The organism is Pseudomonas sp. MWU347 (genome assembly GCF_017947305.1).
GTDB classification, from domain to species: Bacteria; Pseudomonadota; Gammaproteobacteria; order Pseudomonadales; family Pseudomonadaceae; genus Aquipseudomonas; species Aquipseudomonas putida_A.
On the sequence record NZ_JAFGZB010000002.1, the window covers coordinates 102,750 to 119,676 of the forward strand.

Below are 16,927 nucleotides of genomic sequence, written 5' to 3' on the forward strand. Positions count from 1 at the left end.
GTCTATCAGTATTCAAGATAAGTCGAACAGAATGTAAGCAAAGAGAAAGCTCTCACACAGAAGCGGAGCAGATCGTACAGGTCGCGTTGAACAATATGACGCGGTCAGATCCGGAAACAATCTGTGCGGGAGATCGCGGTTGGCGAGGCAGCAAGCTCCCTCGCCAACGGCTCAGGACTGGGGCTTTTCGCCGTACCAGCGCGGCGTGTAGACCCACTCGCCACCTTCAGCCTTGGGGAAGGTGCAAGTCGTTGAAGAGCCAACCAGCACCATGGTGCGCATGTCCACCTGATCCGGGGTCAGTTGCCCCAGTGTCGTCACGCGCAGGGTTTGCCCCGGGCGACCGATGTCGCGCCCCAGCACCACCGGTGTTGCCGCGCTGCGATGCTGCGCGACGATTTCCAGCGCACGCCCCAATTGCCACGGGCGTGCCCGGGAAATCGGGTTGTAGAAGGCCAGCGCCAGATCGGCCTCGGCCGCCAGATCCAGACGTTTTTCAATGATCGACCACGGCTTGAGGTTGTCCGACAGCGACATCACGCAGAAGTCATGCCCCAGCGGCGCGCCCGCTTGCGCAGCCGTGGCAAGCGAGGCGGACACCCCCGGCAGGATTTCCAGCTCGACGCTGTGCCATTTCGGGTCGGTCGACTCGTGCAACGCTTCGAGCACCGCCGCGGCCATGGCGAACACGCCGGGGTCGCCGGACGAGACCACGATTACCGAACGCCCCTCGGCCGCGAGCCGGAAGGCGTGGCGGGCGCGCTGCATTTCTTCGCGATTGTCGGTGCAGTGCTGCACCTGATCATCGCGAAACGGGCCGGCCATGCGCACGTAGGTTTCGTAGCCGAGCACATCGGTGGCCCGCGCCAGTTCCGCCTTGACCGCAGGCACCATCAATTCGGCAGCGCCGGGGCCGAGGCCGATCACCGCCAGGCGCCCACGCTGACGACCGATCTGCGCGACGTCGAGCGGCTGTTCGGCGCGCGCAATCGCCAGACCGTTGGTATTGCTGATCGCGGCCTGCGGCAGTGCCTGACGAGCCAACTCGCCGAGGTCTTTCTGCGCCGCGACAAAGCGCAGCGGCACCCTCAGTTCGAGGGCGGCTTCGCGGAGTCTGGTCGATGCCATTTCAGTGTCCGCCGCCAGCAGACAGGCCAGCGACTGCTGCGCAACCTCGGCCTGCTGCAACGCGGCGCGCACGGCATGCGGCAGATCGTCTAGCTGCGCGCTCACGGCCACCGCCACACTGCGGGGATAGATCAGCAACTCGTTGGCGCTCGCGACACGTTCGGCGCTGCCGACATGAATCGAGCGCTGCGCCTGCGGGTCTTGCGGCAACTGCGCCTGATCCAGCCACGGCGCGGCGCCTTCGATACGCACGCTGTGCCCAGCCAGCAGATCGGAAACGAAACGCTTGCCCAGCTCCAGATCCGCCAGCGCATAACCGCTGGGTGGGTTGAGCAGGCAGGTGCCAAAACGCAATTCGCCACTGGTGGTGATCGCCGCGGCGACCTGCAATGCGGCAGCGATTTCCCGGGCCATGACATTCACTCCGCCGAGGCCACCGAGCAGCGGCACCACGGCGCTGCCGTCTTCAGCAACGGCGAGCACCGCCGGTTCAGCACCTTTTTCCAGCAACAACGGCGCCAGGGTGCGAATGACAATGCCCGCCGCGCACAGGGCGATGATCGGCGTGTCTTGCTGATACAACTCACGCAGGGTCGCGCCGAATTCCTGATAGCTGCAGTCGGCGCCTTCGACGCGTCCGGCGAGGCCATGGATCTGCGCCGTCGGATACAACTGCTGGATCCGCCGTGCGGTAGCGAGCGCGCCCTGTCCGAGGATGACAATGGCCGGTGTGGATTGCGTCATCAACCTTGCCACCGTTCGCCCGGGACGATGATCAGCGAGAAGTACGGCGAGGACATCGGCTCGACCTGATCCAGCGGCACGATCTTCTGATTGGCCATGGTCGCGCGTTCGACGTACAGCGCCCGCTCGGCCAGACCGAGTTCTTCGAGTACCGCACGGACCTTGGGAAAGTTGCGCCCCAGTTTCATGATCACCGCCGCATCGGCGTCGGCCAGACGGCGCTTGAGATCCTCATGCGGCAGCACGCCGGAGAGCACCGACAGGCTCTGGTTGCGATACACCAGCGGCGCGCCGAGTACCGACGCGCCGCCGAGCATCGAGCACACGCCCGGCACCACTTCGGCTTCGTAGCGCGTGGACAACCGGTCATGCAGATACATGTAGGAGCCGTAGAAGAACGGATCGCCTTCGCAGATCACTGCAACGTCGCGCCCGGCGTCCAGATGTGCGGCCACAGTCTCGGCGGCATCATCATAGAAATCGCTGATCACTTGCTCGTAGGACAGCGGTGCCGGCAGCACTTCGGTGGTCACCGGGTACACCAGCGGCAACAGATTCTGCGCGTCCTGCAGGTGTGCTTCGATAATGCCGAACGCATTGCCCTTCTTGCCCTTGGCGACAAAGTACGCCACCACTGGCGACTCGCGCAGCAGACGCAGGGCTTTGACGGTGATCAGTTCCGGATCACCGGGGCCCACACCGAGGCCGATCAAACGTCCTTTGGCCTGCATCATTCGATCTCCGTGGCGAGGGCATTGACTGCTGCGGCGGCCATGGCGCTGCCGCCGAGCCGGCCTTGCATGATCACGAACGGTACGCCGCGACTGTCAGCCGCCAGCGCCGCTTTCGATTCGGCAGCGCCGACGAAACCCACCGGGAAGCCGAGGATCAGCGCCGGTTTCGGTGCCCCGGCGTCGAGCATTTCCAGCAGATAGAACAGCGCGGTCGGCGCGTTGCCGATCACCACCACGCTGCCTTCCAGATGCGGACGCCACAGTTCCAGCGCGGCCGCCGAGCGGGTGTTGCCCAGCTCACGGGCCAGCTCCGGCACGCTGTCGTCGCGCAGGGTGCAGATCACTGGGTTGTTCGCCGGCAGACGGGCACGGGTCACGCCCTCGGAGACCATCCGCGCGTCGCACAGGATCGGCGCACCGGCCGCCAGCGCATCGCGCCCGGCCTTGCCGGCACCTTCGGAAAATTGCAGACCATCGACCGCCTCGACCATGCCGCAGGCGTGGATCACCCGCACCGCGAGTTTTTCCAGATCGGCCGGGATGCGCGCCAGATTGGCCTCGCTGCGAATGATCGCGAAGGAGTTGCGATAGATCTCCTGACCGTCGCGGATGTAATCAAGCATCAAGGGGGCTCCGTGAGCGGGCGTCGAGCAGGATCGCGGCCGCTTCAATAGTAAGGTTGCGTGCGTGCAGCGTGCCGAAACCCGGCAGCGCTGCATCGCGAAAATAAAGGTCGTAATGACCGGGGCTGACCGCCAGCAATGTCGCCGGGGCGCAATGGGCCGCCGCACAAGAGCGCGGGCAACCGGACAGGTGCACGTGCTGCGCCTGTGGCAACAACGTCGCCAGCAGCCGCGCGTCGTGTTTGGTATCGGCCAGGCCTTTGCCGCAGCCGCTGGAGCCGGTGCAGGCAATCAGCCGGGACAGCGGCTCGCGGGTGTCGGTCAACCAGTGCAATTGACTCAGGTGTTGCAGGACTCGCCCCGCGTCGGCGGGCTTCACATTCGGCAGCAGCAGACTTTGCCAAGGGGTGAAACGCAGGCTGCCATCACCGAACTCGCGAGCCAGCCGGGCCACGCCCCGCAGCATGGCCGGATCGAGACGGCCGAGCGCCGGCACCGCACCGACATATACCCGGTCGTCAGCGTTTTGCGCGTGAACACCGATATGCAGCGCATCCGCCATCGGCGTGCGCTGTCGAGCAACAGCAGCTTTGATCGCCACGCGTTCGCGCAATTGTTCGAGAAACGCCAGCAGCGGCAGTTCATCGAGCAAATGGCGCATGCGGGTCTGCTCCGGCCGAGCCAGCTCAAGGAACAACTCCAGCACCGCGACCACCAGTGCATGGCCGTTTTCCACGCTCACGGCACCGGCCGCACGATCGGTCGGGCAGCCGGCCAGACCGAACGCCAACAACACTTCACCGTCACGTTCGAACGCCGACAGCCACAGATCATGCGGATGCTCGAGCATCGCCAACGCCTCACCGCCGTCCAGCTGCACGGCGAACTTGGCACTCAACTGGTGAAAGCGCGGATGCGTCTGCAATGTTGCCAGAATCTGTTCGGCCAAAGGCCGGGTATCGAATAGCAACTGCCGATCAATCCCGGCACTCGGGCTGAGCATAAGGTTGCGCACATCGTCGCCCGCTGCGGTTTGCGGCCCCAACCCGGCGGCCAGCAAACCGTCGATCAATGCCGCGGACTGCTCGCCGATGCCGCGAATCTGCAGATTGGCGCGGTTGGTCGCCTCGATCGCGCCACTGGCAAAACGCTCGGCGGCATCAGCCACCGCGTCGGCCTGATTGGCAGTGATCGAGCCGCCATTGAGCTTGATCCGGCAAATGCCGCCGTCCAGCGCCTGGACAATACGCAGCAACCCCGGACAAGCCGAGGGGCGCAAAGCGGTGGACATTGAGCGTTCGTTCAAGGGATGACCGGCTGACGGGCAGCGCTGTGGTGGGCGAAAGGTCGCCATTATGCCTGCTTTGCCCGAGCGCATGAAAATGCCTGCCGGTCGGAAACTGCGGCTTTTCAGAGTTCGACCTCCTCAAGGTCGGCCACGCTCTCGCGAATCGCCTGATCTACAACGTCCCGGTTTTTGTCGATGTCCCGGCGATTGATCACCATTCTTCTGGCGCGGATGTCCAGTTGCGACATCGGTTGATGGACCTGCCAGAACAGGTAGTTGGTACTCAATACCAACTTGAAAAAGCGGACATGGCTGAGCACCACCACCAACTCGCCGCTGGCATTCTTACTGACCGGCACAATATGCGAAGTGAAGGTTTTGCCACTCAGAGCGGTAAACTTTTGCAGCAGTGCTGTATCTCTTTCCAGCGCTGCCAGCCCAGCTTCAACCTGCTCTAATTGACCGCGCGCGAGTAAGGGGGCTGTCAACCGCCGCCACGCCTCCTGCACACTTCCGGAAAACGCCTCCTGGACTAGCACCACCGGCTTCTGTTCCAGGTTCCAGCCACATGACCAAAGGCCCCCGGCAAAGTAATCGAACCACTCTGCAGGCTGCAGGCTGCTGTCACAACGGCTGTCCGCCGCGATCTGGGCGAGATAAATGCAGTTCCTCACAAATCTGTTATCGGCCTCTGCCCGCCCCTCCAGTCCGGTGAACAACATATTATTAACGGCAACTGCATTACTCTGACTTAAACGTGTAGCTGAATTGATATCCATATCGCTCCCTGCCAACTTGGCACGTATTAATTTTATAGTTTCATTGCGCCAGACTTATTAAAAAGAACTGACTTGAATCAAACTAACAAAAACGGAAGTTGAAAAAATCACTATTACTCGACATTAAGTTTCCGCGTTGCTCTCGACACGCCGCGACGACAGACCCGCGTCAGGTGCCGGCAGTCGCGTTATCATGCCGCCCGTGAAGATCTACTCAGGATTAAGGAACGGCATGACACCCTGGCTGACGGTTGTGGGAATCGGTGAAGACGGCTTCAAGGGCCTGGGCAAAAACGCTCGGCGCGCCCTGCTGGCTGCTTCGCGGATCATCGGCGGCCAGCGGCAACTGGACTTGCTGCCGGTGTGCATACGCGGCGAACGCGAACTGTGGCCGAGCCCGTTTTCCCTCGCGCCGGTACTGGAGCAGCGCAGCGCAGCCGTGTGCGTGCTGGCCAGCGGTGATCCGATGTTCTATGGCGTCGGCGCCAGCCTTGCGCGCCATGTGCCGAGTGCAGAGATGCTGATCCTGCCCGCGCCCTCTTCCTGTTCGCTGGCCGCCGCCCGGCTCGGCTGGCCGCTACAGGAGGTGGTCACCCTCTCGCTGGTGGCGCGACCACTGGCGGCACTCAATGCGCAGCTGTTCAGCGGGGTGCGCCTGTTGCTGTTGAGCAATGACCGGCACAGTCCGGCGGCAGTCGCGGCGCTGCTGCGCGAGCGCGGTTTTGGCGGCAGCCGCCTGACTGTGCTTGAGCATTTGGGCGGCGATGCCGAACGGCGCCTCGAAAGTACTGCCAATGACTGGAATGACCCGGCGATTGCCGATCTGAATGTGATCGCCATCGAATGCCTGGCCGATGCGCAGGCACCGCGCCTGTCACGTCTTGCCGGACTGCCCGATTCGGCATTCCAGCACGACGGCCAACTGACCAAACGCGATGTCCGCGCCATCACCCTCGCCCGCCTCGCGCCGATCCCCGGCGAACTGCTGTGGGATGTCGGCGGCGGTTGCGGCTCGATCGGCATCGAATGGATGCGCGCGCACCCGAGCTGCCGCGCGATCGCCATCGAGGCGGACGAAGGCCGACAGGCCTTGATCGAACACAACCGCGACGCGTTGGGCGTACCCGGTCTGCACCTGGTGCGTGGCCGTGCGCCGCAGGCACTTGCCGGGCTGGAGCGACCCGACGCGATCTTCATAGGGGGCGGCGTGACCCGTGAAGGCGTGTTTGAAACCTGCTGGGAACAACTCAAACCCGGTGGTCGACTGGTTGCCAACGCCGTGACCCTGCAAAGTGAAGTCACTCTGATGCACTGGCGCGAACGCCACGGCGGCGAACTGACCCGAATTCACGTGGCCCAGGCGCAACCGCTGGGCGAGTTCGACACCTGGCGTCAGGCGTTGCCGATTACCCTGCTGGATCTGGTCAAACCCCTCGATGCGTGACGAAACCGCCGAACAACCCGCGCCCCTGCGCAGCGGCCTGACCACCGGCAGCTGCGCCACCGCCACCAGCCTCGCCGCCGCCCGCCTGCTGCTCGGCGGTACGTCGGCGGATGCGGTGCAGATCGTTCTGCCCAAAGGCAAACAAGTGCAGATGCGCCTGGAGTTCTGCCGCCTGACCGAGGGCGGCGCCGAGGCCGGAACGATCAAGGACGCCGGCGACGACCCGGACGTAACTCACGGTGCGCTGCTCTATTCGCACGTGCGGCTGCTGGCCGAGCCGGGGATTCGCTTTGTCGCGGGCGCAGGTGTCGGCACCGTGACCCGGCCGGGGCTGGTACTCGGCGTCGGTGAACCGGCGATCAACCCGGTGCCGCGCAAGATGATCAGCGACCACCTGACGCTGCTCGCCACCGAAAGCGCTTATGCCGGCGGTTTCGAGGTCACGGTCAACGTCGAGGGCGGCGAGGCGCTGGCGCTGAAAACCATGAACCCGCGACTGGGCATTCTCGGTGGTTTGTCGATCCTCGGCACCAGCGGCATCGTCCGGCCGTTTTCCTGCGCGGCGTACATCGCCTCGATCCATCAGGGCATCGACGTCGCCAAAACCAATGGCTATCTGCACATCGCCGCGTGCACCGGCAACGCCAGCGAAGACACCATGCGCCGGGTCTACGACCTGCCGGAAATCGCCCTGATCGAAATGGGCGACTTTGTCGGCGCGGTGCTCAAGCATCTGCGCAAAGTGCCGGTGGATAAACTCAGCCTGTGCGGCGGCTTTGGCAAGATCAGCAAACTGGCGGCCGGGCACATGGATCTGCACTCGAGGCATTCGAGCATCGACCTGCCGCAACTGGCTGAATGGGCGGCGGCGATTGGTGCCGATCAGGCATTACAGCAGAGCATTCGTGAAGCCAACACCAGTCAACAGGCCCTGACGATGGCCAGCGCGGCAGGCATTGCCCTCGGCGATGAGGTCTGCCGCCACGCGCTTAATTTCGCACGCAGCGTGGTGCCGGCGCAGGTGCAGGTCGAGGTGTTTGCGATTGATCGCCAGGGCGGCATTGTCGGCCACGCCGGAGGTTTTGCATGAAACGCATTCTGTTGCTTGGCGGCGTCACCGAGGCGTTGGCCATCGCCCGTACGCTGGGGCCAGAACACATTTACAGTCTGGCCGGCGTGGGCCGGGTGCCGACCGACCTGACCTGCCAGGTGCGCGTCGGCGGCTACGGCGGGGCCGAAGGTCTGGCACAATTCATTCGCGCTGAAGGCATCGACCTGCTGTTCGATGCGACCCACCCTTACGCCGCGCAAATCAGCCACAACGCCGCCATCGCCGCACAACTCGCCGGCATCCCCTGCTGGGCCTTGCGCCGCCCCGCGTGGCAGCCGCAACCGGGCGACGACTGGCGAGAAGTCAGCGACTGGGCCGAACTGATCGAAGCCCTCAAACCGTTCCGCCGCCCGCTGTTCACCCTCGGCCGCGAACCGCTGCAACACCTCGACGAAATCCCTGCCAACCAGTATTGGACCCTGCGCGCCCTCGACGCTTATCCCGGTAACGAACGCTGCGAAGTCATCGGCGCCCGTGGGCCGTTTCTGCTGGAGGATGAACGCGCACTGTTCGAACGCCGGCAGATCGATGTGCTGATCAGCAAGAACAGCGGCAGCACCGCGACCGAGCCGAAACTGGAAGTGGCGCGGGAGTTGGGGGTACCGGTGCATGTGTTGAAGCGGCCAGTCTTGCCGGGGGTTGATCGGGAGTTTCTGACGACGGCTGAAGTCCTCGCGGCCCTTGCCGCCTTCACCCGACTTTAACCAGGCGCAGACCTCGAGTGCGCCTTCGCGGGCAAGCCCGCTCCCACAGTGGTCGGCGGCGACCGCATAGTTTGTGTATGCCAGGGCTCCTGTGGGAGCGGGCTTGCTCGCGAAGGCGCCGGTACTGTAATCCTCTCTCCAACGCCCTACAGCTAAACCGGACGCTACGTACAACCCTTTAAAGAAACACTGACTGTCTGCACTAAATGCCCGGTTTTATGCTCACCGCTTTTGAGCCCATAGGTGAACATTGCGATGGCCGAAAAATTCACCCGTTTCGACGCCGCCGAGTACCTTAAAACCCCCGAGGACATGGCGGCTTATCTGGACGCTTGCTTTGATGATGATGAAGGCGATGGCGTACTCATCCGTGCAGCACTGAATGACATAGCCCGAGCCCAGGGCATGACACAGGTGGCACGTGATGCTGGCCTGGGTCGTGAAAGTCTCTATAAAGCGCTGAGCAGCACTGGTAACCCCGAATTCGCAACTATCATGAAGGTCATGAAGGTCATGAAGGCTTTGGGTTTGAGATTGCACGCCGTCGCGGTGTGATTGATCTGCGACACCAAACCGCACGACGCCTTTTTACTTATCGGCCCTGATCAGGCTAAATAGCCCGCGCCTGATCGCCCACCCAACGGATCTGTCCCATGAACCGACACCGGCTTGCATTTGCCTGGATCGCCTGCTTCGCAGTGCTGTTCAACATGCTCGCCATGCCGATGACCGGGGCGATGGCGCAGGCGGCCAATTCACCGGCCGAACAGTTGCTGTGGAGCAGTTTCTGCACCGGCAGCGGGACGAAGATGGTGGCGATCAACATCGGTACCTCGGAGCAGAAAGCCCCGTCCAACGACAGCCATTCCAACATGCAGCATTGCTGGTGCTGCTCGGGTTCAGCGCCGCTGGTGGCGTTGCCGGGCCATACGCCGCAGCTGTATTTCGCCCGCTACGAAAGCAATCGCAGCGTGGCGCCGCCCTCGTTGCAAACACCGACACCGCGCCAGCAATGGCCGAGCCTTAATCCCCGCGCCTCGCCTCTGGTTTGATTTGTTCTCGCAATTGACCTGCGTATCAAATCGTTCTGGAGAACTGCCATGTTGAACAAACTCTTCGTCATCGCTGCGCTGTTGCTGCCGGCGTGCTTCGCCCATGCCCACGAATACAAGGCCGGCGAGCTGGAAATCGCTCACCCGTGGTCGCAGGAACTGCCGCCCAACGCGCCGACCGTCGCCGCTTATTTCGTGATCAGCAATCCCGGCAAGACAGACGACCGCCTGCTCAGCGTCGATTCGCCGATCACCGCCGAAGCGCAACTGCATGAGCATGTGATGCAGGGCGACCTGATGAAAATGCAGCAGGTGCCCGACGTGGTGATTCCGGCCGGCGGCAAGGTGACGTTCGCGCCGATGGCCTATCACGTGATGCTGCTCAACCCGAAAGACCGCAGCCTGCTCAGCGACGGCAAACGCTTCCCGCTGACCCTGCATTTCGAGAAGGCCGGTAACGTCACCGTCGAAGTCGCGGTGCAGAAGAAACCTCCGCAAGATACCCAGGCACACGATCACGCCCAGTAACCGATCCGGCTGACCAAGCCCGTGCGCCCGCAACGCGCCGGGGCGTTCCGCCTGCATCGCCAGAGCCAGACTCTGACCCGCGGTAGCTGGATCGCCCTGTTCGCCATGTTGATGATCTTCATCGGCCCGCTGATTTCTCAGTCGATGCCGATGGATCAGCACGCCTCGACTTCCATGCCGATGAGCATGGACTTGGCGATGGACATGCCGGGCATGGATCACGCCGCGCACGGCGCACAACCGGCTGCCGAACACTGCCCGCCACAATCCTCGCACCACGCCCTATGGGAAAAGTGCGGTTATTGCAGCCTGCTGTTCAATTGCCCGGCGCTGACCGGTGGCGGCACGTTCGCCACGTTCAGCATTGCCCACGTCAACACCTTCACCCCGTCCTCCCCGCGTCTGGGCCATGCCCGGCAGACCTTCTTCCCCGGCGCCCGCACCCGCGCCCCGCCCGTCAACGCGTAAACACCGCACCTTTGATTGCACACGGTTGAGAAGACAGCTTCAGGCTGCCGGCCGTGTCGTTTACGACTGTTTGATGGAAATTGTCATGTCCAGGTTTTCTGCTGTTCCGCGCTCGGGTTCCGCCCGGGCTTCCTTCGCACTGAGCGAATCGCGCATTCGTTTCTCGCACGCTACCGCCGTCCTTTGCGGCGTTCTGTTATCGCCGCTGGTGCTGGCCGATGACCACGCCGGTCACGTTGATGAACTCAGCCCGACGGTGATCACCGCCATCGCTCCCAGCTCGCCACTGACCATCGTCACCAACCCCAAGGACCCACGCCAACCGGTGCCGGCCAGTGACGGCGGCGATTACCTGAAGACCATTCCCGGCTTCGCCCTGGTGCGCAATGGCGGCACCAATGGTGATCCGGTGCTGCGCGGGATGTTCGGTTCGCGGCTGAACATTCTCACCAACGGCAGCATGCTGCTCGGCGCCTGCCCGGGGCGGATGGACGCGCCGACCTCATACATCTCGCCGGAAACCTACGACAAACTCACGGTGATCAAAGGCCCGCAAACCGTACTCTGGGGGCCGGGCGCATCGGCCGGCACGGTGCTGTTCGACCGTGAACCGGAAAGCTTCGGCGAACTCGGCACGCGGGTGAATGCCAGCGTGCTGGCCGGCTCCAACGGACGCTTCGACAAGGTTGTCGACGCCGCTGCCGGCGGGCCATTGGGCTACGTACGGGTAATCGGCAATACCGCGCACTCCGACGACTATCGCGACGGCAACAACGACAGCGTGCCGTCGCGCTATGACAAGTGGAACGGTGACATCGCGCTCGGCTGGACCCCGGACGCCGACACCCTGATCGAACTCACCGCCGGCAAGGGCGATGGCGAAGCGCGCTACGCCGGGCGCGGCATGGACGGTTCGCAGTTCCTTCGCGAAAGCCTCGGCCTGCGCTTCGAAAAATCCAACATCACCGACGTGCTGGAGAAAGTTGAAGCACAGGTTTACTACAACTACGCCGACCACGTGATGGACAACTACACCCTGCGCACGCCATCCGGCACCGGGATGATGGCCGGGCCCATGGCGTCCAACGTCGACCGGCGCACCCTCGGCGCGCGGATCAAGGCAACCTGGCGCTGGGCCGACATCCAGCTGATCACCGGTCTCGATGCGCAGACCAACGAGCACCGCCAGCGCAGCGGCATGGGCATCGACACCTACAAGGATCAGCCGTACACCAAGGACGCCGATTTCCATAACTATGGCGTGTTCAGCGAAATGACCTGGTACGCCGCCGACCGTGATCGCCTGATCACTGGCGCCCGGGTCGACCGTGCTTCGGCCAAGGATTACCGGCAGCGCATTGGTTCGGGAATGATGAGCCGGCCAAATCCGACCGCCGACGAGACCCGCGCCGACACCCTGCCAAGCGGCTTCGTGCGTTACGAGCATGACCTCGCTGACAACCCGGCCACGCTGTACGCCGGCCTCGGTCACGCGCAGCGCTTCCCGGATTACTGGGAGCTGTTTTCACCGAAGTCCGGCCCGGCCGGTTCGCTGAATGCGTTCGACTCGATCAAACCGGAAAAGACCACCCAGTTCGACTTCGGCGTGAACTACAAGACCGCCGAACTCGAAGCCTGGGCCTCGGGCTACATCGGTGTGGTGCGCGACTACATCCTGTTCGACTACACGCCAACGATGATGGGCATGAGCACATCGCGCGCGGAAAACATCGACGCGCGGATCATGGGTGGCGAGCTCGGTGCCGCCTACAAACTCACCGATAACTGGAAAGCCGACGCGACCCTGGCTTACGCCTGGGGCAAGAACAGCAGCGACGGCAAAGCCCTGCCGCAAATGCCGCCGCTGGATGCGCGCTTCGGCCTGACCTACAGCGAAGACAACTGGAGCGCCGGAGCACTGTGGCGCGTGGTCGCGGCACAAAACCGCATCGACCAGAACAAGGGCAACGTGGTCGGCAAGGACTACGACAAGAGCGGCGGCTTTGGCGTGTTCTCGCTCAACGGCGCCTACCGGATCAACAAAAACTGGAAGGTCAGTACCGGCGTCGACAACCTGTTCGGCAAGGCTTACGCCGAGCACTTGAACCTGGCGGGCAACGCCGGTTTCGGCTACCCGGCCAACGACCCGCAAGCGATCAACGAGCCGGGGCGCACGCTCTGGACCAAGGTTGATATGAGTTTCTAACCGAGCGGCACGCCCTGCCCTTGTGGGAGCGGGCTTGCTCGCGAAGACGGCGGTACATCCAGCATGGGTGGCGCCTGACACGACGCTTTCGCGAGCAAGCCCGCTCCCACAGGAGTGCAGTGGTGAAACTCCCCATACAGAACAACGAAAAGATCCAAGCCAAGCGGAGCAAACGTGATGCAAAAGCCCAAACCGAACTTCTACAACCTGGCCTGGCGCTGGCATTTCTATGCCGGCCTATTCGTTGCGCCCTTCATGGTGATGCTGGCCCTGACCGGCATCATTTACCTGTTCAAACCGCAGCTCGATTCACTGATGTACAGCAGCCTGCTCAACGTCCCGGCCGCGCATCACACAGTGCCGGCCGATGATCTGCTGCAACGGGTCAAGAGCGCTTATCCACAGGGTCAGATCAGCCAATACCTGCCGCCGGCCAACGCCGAACGCAGTGCTCAGTTTGTCGTCAAGAATGAGGGTCATGAACTCAACGTATTCATCGATCCGTACCACGGCGACATCCTCGGCGAGCAGGATGCGAAGAAAAATCTGCAAGCCGTCGCCCGCGCCATTCACGGCGAATTGATGATCGGCACGCTCGGTGATCGCCTGATCGAACTCGCCGCCGGTTGGGGCGTGGTGCTGGTGGTGTCGGGGGTATTTCTGTGGTGGCCGCGCGGTCAGGCCGCCGGGATTCTGTGGCCTCGCCTGAACAGTCGCGGTCGGGTGTTGTGGCGTGATCTGCACGCGGTCACCGGGTTCTGGGGCGCGGCATTGCTGCTGGTGATGCTGCTCAGCGGCATGACCTGGACCGGCTTCTGGGGCAAGCAATATGCGCAGGTGTGGAACGTGTTCCCGGCGGCGATGTGGAACAACGTGCCGACCTCCGACGTCGAGGCCGGCAGCCTCAATAACGCCGCGCGCCAGACCGTGCCGTGGGCGATGGAAAACACGCCGATGCCGATGTCCGGCGACCACGCCGAACACATGGCCCACGGCGGCATGCAACACGGCCCCGCCGCCCCCGCGATCAGCCTGCAGGAGGTGCAGAACATCGCCATTGAACGCAAGGTCGAACCCGGCTACAGCATTACTCTGCCGACCACTGCGATCGGGGTGTTCACCATTGCCGTGTTCGCCGACGACCCGCGTAACGATGCGACCCTGCATGTCGATCAGTACACCGGCAAGGTCCTCGCCGATGTGCGTTTCGAGCAGTACGGCGCAGTGGCGCGGGCCACGGAAATCGGCGTAATGCTGCATGAAGGCAAGATGTTCGGCACCTTCAACCAGATCATCGTGCTGCTGATCTGCCTGATGATTCTGCTCAGCGCCGTCAGCGGTGTGGTGATCTGGTGGAAGCGGCGTCCGCAGGGCAAGTTCGGCGTACCGCCGCTGCGCCATGATCTGCCGAAATGGAAAACCGGCGTGGCGATCATGCTCGCTCTGGCCGTGATCTTTCCGCTGGTGGGCGCTTCGCTGGTGCTGGTCTGGCTGCTGGATCGGCTGCTGTTGTCGCGTCTGGGCCGCCAAGCTGAATCTGCCTCAACTTCAACGTGAAGCAGGCGAGATGCGCGTTTCAGACAGATCTTTAAACTGCCGGGGCTTAAACTCCGGCAGATTCCTGTGGGAGCGGGCTTGCTCGCGAAGGCGCAGTGTCATTCAACGAACAGGGTGCCTGACACGCCCTCTTCGCTAGCAAGCCCGCTCCCACAATTGCCGCTCTGCCCGCAACCAAAAGTTGCGGGCTTTCTTTTGAAGAAGTGATTCACCGTCCCGATGAACAAGTACCTCTTGTCCAGCCTCTGCCTGTTCGCCCTGAACAACGCCAACGCTGATGGCCAGCCGCTGACGCTGCCCACCGGCACCATCTCCGCGCCTGCGGTTGACGAAGAAAACGTCAGCCTGACCACGCCGACCACCGCCGGTTCGCGTCTGAACCTGACAACCATGGAAACCCCGGCCAGCGTCGAAAGCCTCAGCGGCGAGCAGGTGCGTGCCCGTGGCGATCGCAGCGTGCAGGACGCGGTGTCACGCAGCACCGGCATCAGCCGCACCGGCACCCCGGGCGATGGCGGCACCTCGTTGCAGGCACGCGGTTTTACCGGGCAGAGTTCGGTGATGCAGTTGTATGACGGCAATCGGATGTACACCGGCATGGGCACCGTGACCTTTCCGGTCGACACCTGGGCGGTGCAGCGCGTCGATGTACTGCGCGGCCCGGCCTCGGTGCTGTACGGCGAAGGCGCGACCGGTGCGGTGGTCAACGTGATTCCGAAGAAACCGTTCGAGGGTGAAATCGAAAATCACCTGCGCGTCGGCTACGGTTCCTACGACAGCCAGCAGCAGGCGTTCGACAGCGGCGGCTCGCTGAGCGACACCCTGAGCTATCGCCTCAATCTCAATCGTCTGCGCAGCAACGGTTGGATCGATCGCGGTGACTCATCAAGCGACTTCATCAGCGCGGCGCTGCGCTGGCAAGCCACTGATGAGCTGGCGTTCACCCTCGCCCACGACTACGGCGACCAGCGTCCGCAGAACTACTTCGGCACGCCACTGATCAACGGCCGATTGCAGAACAGCCTGCGTAACAAGAACTACAACGTGCGCGACGACCAGCAGCACTACAACGATCAGTGGACGCGCCTGACCACCGATTGGCAGATCAACGACGCCGTCAGTGCCAGCAACGAGCTGTACTACCTCAAGGCCCAGCGCCGCTGGCAGAACGCCGAAAACTACAACTTCGACACCGCCACGCAACAGCTCAGCCGCAGCGGCTACTTCGGCATCGGCCATCAGCAGGAGCAGGTCGGCGACCGCCAGACCTTCACCTTCAAGCACTCGCTGTTCGGCCTCGACAGCCAGACCGTGACCGGCGTCGATTACAACCGCATCCGCTTCCAGCTCAACAGCAACTCGCCGTTCAACGACGTGCTGCCGAATGGTCAGGCGCTGGATCTGTATCACCCGCAGCCGGGCTATTTTGAAAGCGCCAACCCGTACCGCGACCAGTTCGACAGCACCACCAAACAGATGTCAGTGTTCGCCGAAAACCGCACGCAACTGAGCGAGCGCTGGTCGCTGGTGACCGGCGTGCGCCGCGACTATGTGCATGTGGATCGCAACAATCTGATCGACGACAGCCAGAGCGACAAGACCCTGACCGGCAACAACTGGAAGGCCGGACTGGTGTTTGCCCTCACGCCCGAGACTTCGTTCTACGGTCAGGTCGCGACCAGCACCGACGGCATCGGTGGCTTGATTTCTCTGAGCCCGAGCCAGCAGCAATACGACCTGTCGACCGCGCGCCAGACCGAGGTCGGCATGAAGCAGTTGCTCTGGGATCAACGCGGCGAGTTCACCCTGGCGGCCTATCGCATCGTCAAAAAGAAACTGCTGACCGACGATCCGGGCAACCCCACGCTCAAGCAGCAAGTCGGCCAGCAATCGTCCAACGGCCTGGAAGCCAGCCTCGATCTGCAACTGCCGCACGCCTGGCAATTGCAGGCCAACGCGGCGGTTGTGAAGGCCAAGTACGATGACTTCTCCGAAGTGGTCGACGGGCAAACCCTGTCGTACAACGGCAATCGCCCGGTGGATGTACCACAGCGCACCGCCAATCTGTGGCTGAACAAAAACCTCAGTGATGATCTGAAGGCCGGGGCCGGCGTGCGTTATGTCGATGCGCGTTACGCCGACATGGCCAACCGCAACGAGCTGCCGAGTTACACCGTGGTCGATGCGACGCTGTCGTGGCAAGCCTTGCGCAACACCACGCTGGGCCTGCAGGTGAACAATCTGTTTGACCGCCAGTACGCACAAAGCCAATACAATGCGGGCCAGCAGTGGATTCTCGGCGAGCCGAGATCGTTCTTCGTCACCGCTGATTACACTTTTTGATTGAAGATTGCGCCCTCACCCTAGCCCTCTCCCGGAGGGAGAGGGAACTGACCGAGGTGTTTGGGCAAGTTGCACCGACTTGAAAGTCCGAGTCGAACTCAGTTTTGAAACGCATGAAGATCGGCTCCCTTTCCCCCTCGCCCCCTCTGGGGGAGAGGGCTGGGGTGAGGGGGATGGATCTACCGAAAAAACACGAAATCGAGAACACACCGAACGCC

Annotated in this window: 15 protein-coding genes; 10 read left to right on the forward strand and 5 right to left on the reverse strand. The window is 62.9% G+C overall.

The window, feature by feature from the left end:
• Positions 1–171: 171 nt before the first annotated feature.
• From cobJ to KCG87_RS04100, 5 genes are all read right to left on the reverse strand, one after another.
• On the reverse strand, positions 172–1,872 hold the full coding sequence (gene cobJ / locus KCG87_RS04080; protein WP_210556661.1) for a precorrin-3B C(17)-methyltransferase: 1,701 nt from the start codon (positions 1,870–1,872) through the stop codon (positions 172–174).
• Positions 1,872–2,603, reverse strand: a complete 732-nt coding sequence (locus KCG87_RS04085) for a precorrin-2 C(20)-methyltransferase (protein ID WP_210556945.1) — start codon at positions 2,601–2,603, stop codon at positions 1,872–1,874. Before KCG87_RS04085 ends, cobJ begins: the two co-directional genes overlap by 1 nt.
• Complete coding sequence (locus tag KCG87_RS04090; RefSeq protein ID WP_003221256.1) at positions 2,603–3,229, reverse strand: precorrin-8X methylmutase; 627 nt, start codon at positions 3,227–3,229, stop codon at positions 2,603–2,605. The genes KCG87_RS04085 and KCG87_RS04090 overlap by 1 nt, the downstream gene beginning before the upstream one ends.
• A complete protein-coding gene (cobG, locus tag KCG87_RS04095) occupies positions 3,222–4,520 on the reverse strand; it encodes a precorrin-3B synthase (RefSeq protein ID WP_282597921.1) in 1,299 nt (432 codons plus the stop codon). Before cobG ends, KCG87_RS04090 begins: the two co-directional genes overlap by 8 nt.
• Positions 4,521–4,639: 119 nt before the next feature.
• Positions 4,640–5,296 (reverse strand): hypothetical protein, encoded by a 657-nt coding sequence (locus KCG87_RS04100; protein ID WP_210556665.1) that lies wholly within the window; start codon positions 5,294–5,296, stop codon positions 4,640–4,642.
• Positions 5,297–5,528: 232 nt separating this feature from the next.
• Between KCG87_RS04100 and cbiE the strand changes: the two genes are divergently transcribed.
• From cbiE to KCG87_RS04150, 10 genes are all read left to right on the forward strand, one after another.
• Entirely contained in the window at positions 5,529–6,740 is a 1,212-nt protein-coding gene (gene cbiE / locus KCG87_RS04105) for a precorrin-6y C5,15-methyltransferase (decarboxylating) subunit CbiE (RefSeq protein WP_210556667.1), read from the forward strand.
• Entirely contained in the window at positions 6,733–7,830 is a 1,098-nt protein-coding gene (locus tag KCG87_RS04110; RefSeq protein WP_139053469.1) for a cobalt-precorrin-5B (C(1))-methyltransferase, read from the forward strand. The genes cbiE and KCG87_RS04110 overlap by 8 nt, the downstream gene beginning before the upstream one ends.
• Positions 7,827–8,555, forward strand: a complete 729-nt coding sequence (locus tag KCG87_RS04115; protein WP_210556669.1) for a cobalt-precorrin-6A reductase — start codon at positions 7,827–7,829, stop codon at positions 8,553–8,555. Before KCG87_RS04110 ends, KCG87_RS04115 begins: the two co-directional genes overlap by 4 nt.
• A gap of 255 nt (positions 8,556–8,810) precedes the next feature.
• Entirely contained in the window at positions 8,811–9,110 is a 300-nt protein-coding gene (locus KCG87_RS04120; RefSeq protein WP_210556672.1) for an addiction module antidote protein, read from the forward strand.
• Positions 9,111–9,208: 98 nt separating this feature from the next.
• Positions 9,209–9,607: a DUF2946 domain-containing protein gene (locus tag KCG87_RS04125; protein ID WP_098967010.1), complete on the forward strand. Its 399-nt coding sequence runs from the start codon at positions 9,209–9,211 to the stop codon at positions 9,605–9,607.
• A 48-nt stretch (positions 9,608–9,655) separates the two neighbouring features.
• Entirely contained in the window at positions 9,656–10,135 is a 480-nt protein-coding gene (locus tag KCG87_RS04130) for a copper chaperone PCu(A)C (protein WP_098967008.1), read from the forward strand.
• A 21-nt stretch (positions 10,136–10,156) separates the two neighbouring features.
• Positions 10,157–10,603, forward strand: a complete 447-nt coding sequence (locus KCG87_RS04135) for a DUF2946 domain-containing protein (protein WP_210556674.1) — start codon at positions 10,157–10,159, stop codon at positions 10,601–10,603.
• 85 nt (positions 10,604–10,688) lie between these two features.
• Complete coding sequence (locus tag KCG87_RS04140; RefSeq protein WP_210556676.1) at positions 10,689–12,809, forward strand: TonB-dependent copper receptor; 2,121 nt, start codon at positions 10,689–10,691, stop codon at positions 12,807–12,809.
• A 177-nt stretch (positions 12,810–12,986) separates the two neighbouring features.
• Complete coding sequence (locus KCG87_RS04145; protein ID WP_210556678.1) at positions 12,987–14,366, forward strand: PepSY domain-containing protein; 1,380 nt, start codon at positions 12,987–12,989, stop codon at positions 14,364–14,366.
• A gap of 219 nt (positions 14,367–14,585) precedes the next feature.
• Positions 14,586–16,709: a TonB-dependent receptor gene (locus KCG87_RS04150; protein WP_210556681.1), complete on the forward strand. Its 2,124-nt coding sequence runs from the start codon at positions 14,586–14,588 to the stop codon at positions 16,707–16,709.
• Positions 16,710–16,927: the final 218 nt, after the last annotated feature.

Excerpts from the sequence above, each read along its gene's own strand:
- cobJ (WP_210556661.1), bottom strand. The coding sequence starts at position 1,872 with ATGACGCAATCCACACCGGCCATTGTCATCCTCGGACAGGGCGCGCTC.
- KCG87_RS04145 (WP_210556678.1), top strand. The coding sequence starts at position 12,987 with ATGCAAAAGCCCAAACCGAACTTCTACAACCTGGCCTGGCGCTGGCAT.
- KCG87_RS04140 (WP_210556676.1), top strand. The coding sequence starts at position 10,689 with ATGTCCAGGTTTTCTGCTGTTCCGCGCTCGGGTTCCGCCCGGGCTTCC.
- KCG87_RS04120 (WP_210556672.1), top strand. The coding sequence starts at position 8,811 with ATGGCCGAAAAATTCACCCGTTTCGACGCCGCCGAGTACCTTAAAACC.
- KCG87_RS04130 (WP_098967008.1), top strand. The coding sequence starts at position 9,656 with ATGTTGAACAAACTCTTCGTCATCGCTGCGCTGTTGCTGCCGGCGTGC.
- KCG87_RS04090 (WP_003221256.1), bottom strand. The coding sequence starts at position 3,229 with ATGCTTGATTACATCCGCGACGGTCAGGAGATCTATCGCAACTCCTTC.
- KCG87_RS04125 (WP_098967010.1), top strand. The coding sequence starts at position 9,209 with ATGAACCGACACCGGCTTGCATTTGCCTGGATCGCCTGCTTCGCAGTG.
- cobG (WP_282597921.1), bottom strand. The coding sequence starts at position 4,520 with ATGTCCACCGCTTTGCGCCCCTCGGCTTGTCCGGGGTTGCTGCGTATT.
- KCG87_RS04085 (WP_210556945.1), bottom strand. The coding sequence starts at position 2,603 with ATGCAGGCCAAAGGACGTTTGATCGGCCTCGGTGTGGGCCCCGGTGAT.
- KCG87_RS04100 (WP_210556665.1), bottom strand. The coding sequence starts at position 5,296 with ATGGATATCAATTCAGCTACACGTTTAAGTCAGAGTAATGCAGTTGCC.
- KCG87_RS04115 (WP_210556669.1), top strand. The coding sequence starts at position 7,827 with ATGAAACGCATTCTGTTGCTTGGCGGCGTCACCGAGGCGTTGGCCATC.
- KCG87_RS04150 (WP_210556681.1), top strand. The coding sequence starts at position 14,586 with ATGAACAAGTACCTCTTGTCCAGCCTCTGCCTGTTCGCCCTGAACAAC.
- cbiE (WP_210556667.1), top strand. The coding sequence starts at position 5,529 with ATGACACCCTGGCTGACGGTTGTGGGAATCGGTGAAGACGGCTTCAAG.
- KCG87_RS04110 (WP_139053469.1), top strand. The coding sequence starts at position 6,733 with ATGCGTGACGAAACCGCCGAACAACCCGCGCCCCTGCGCAGCGGCCTG.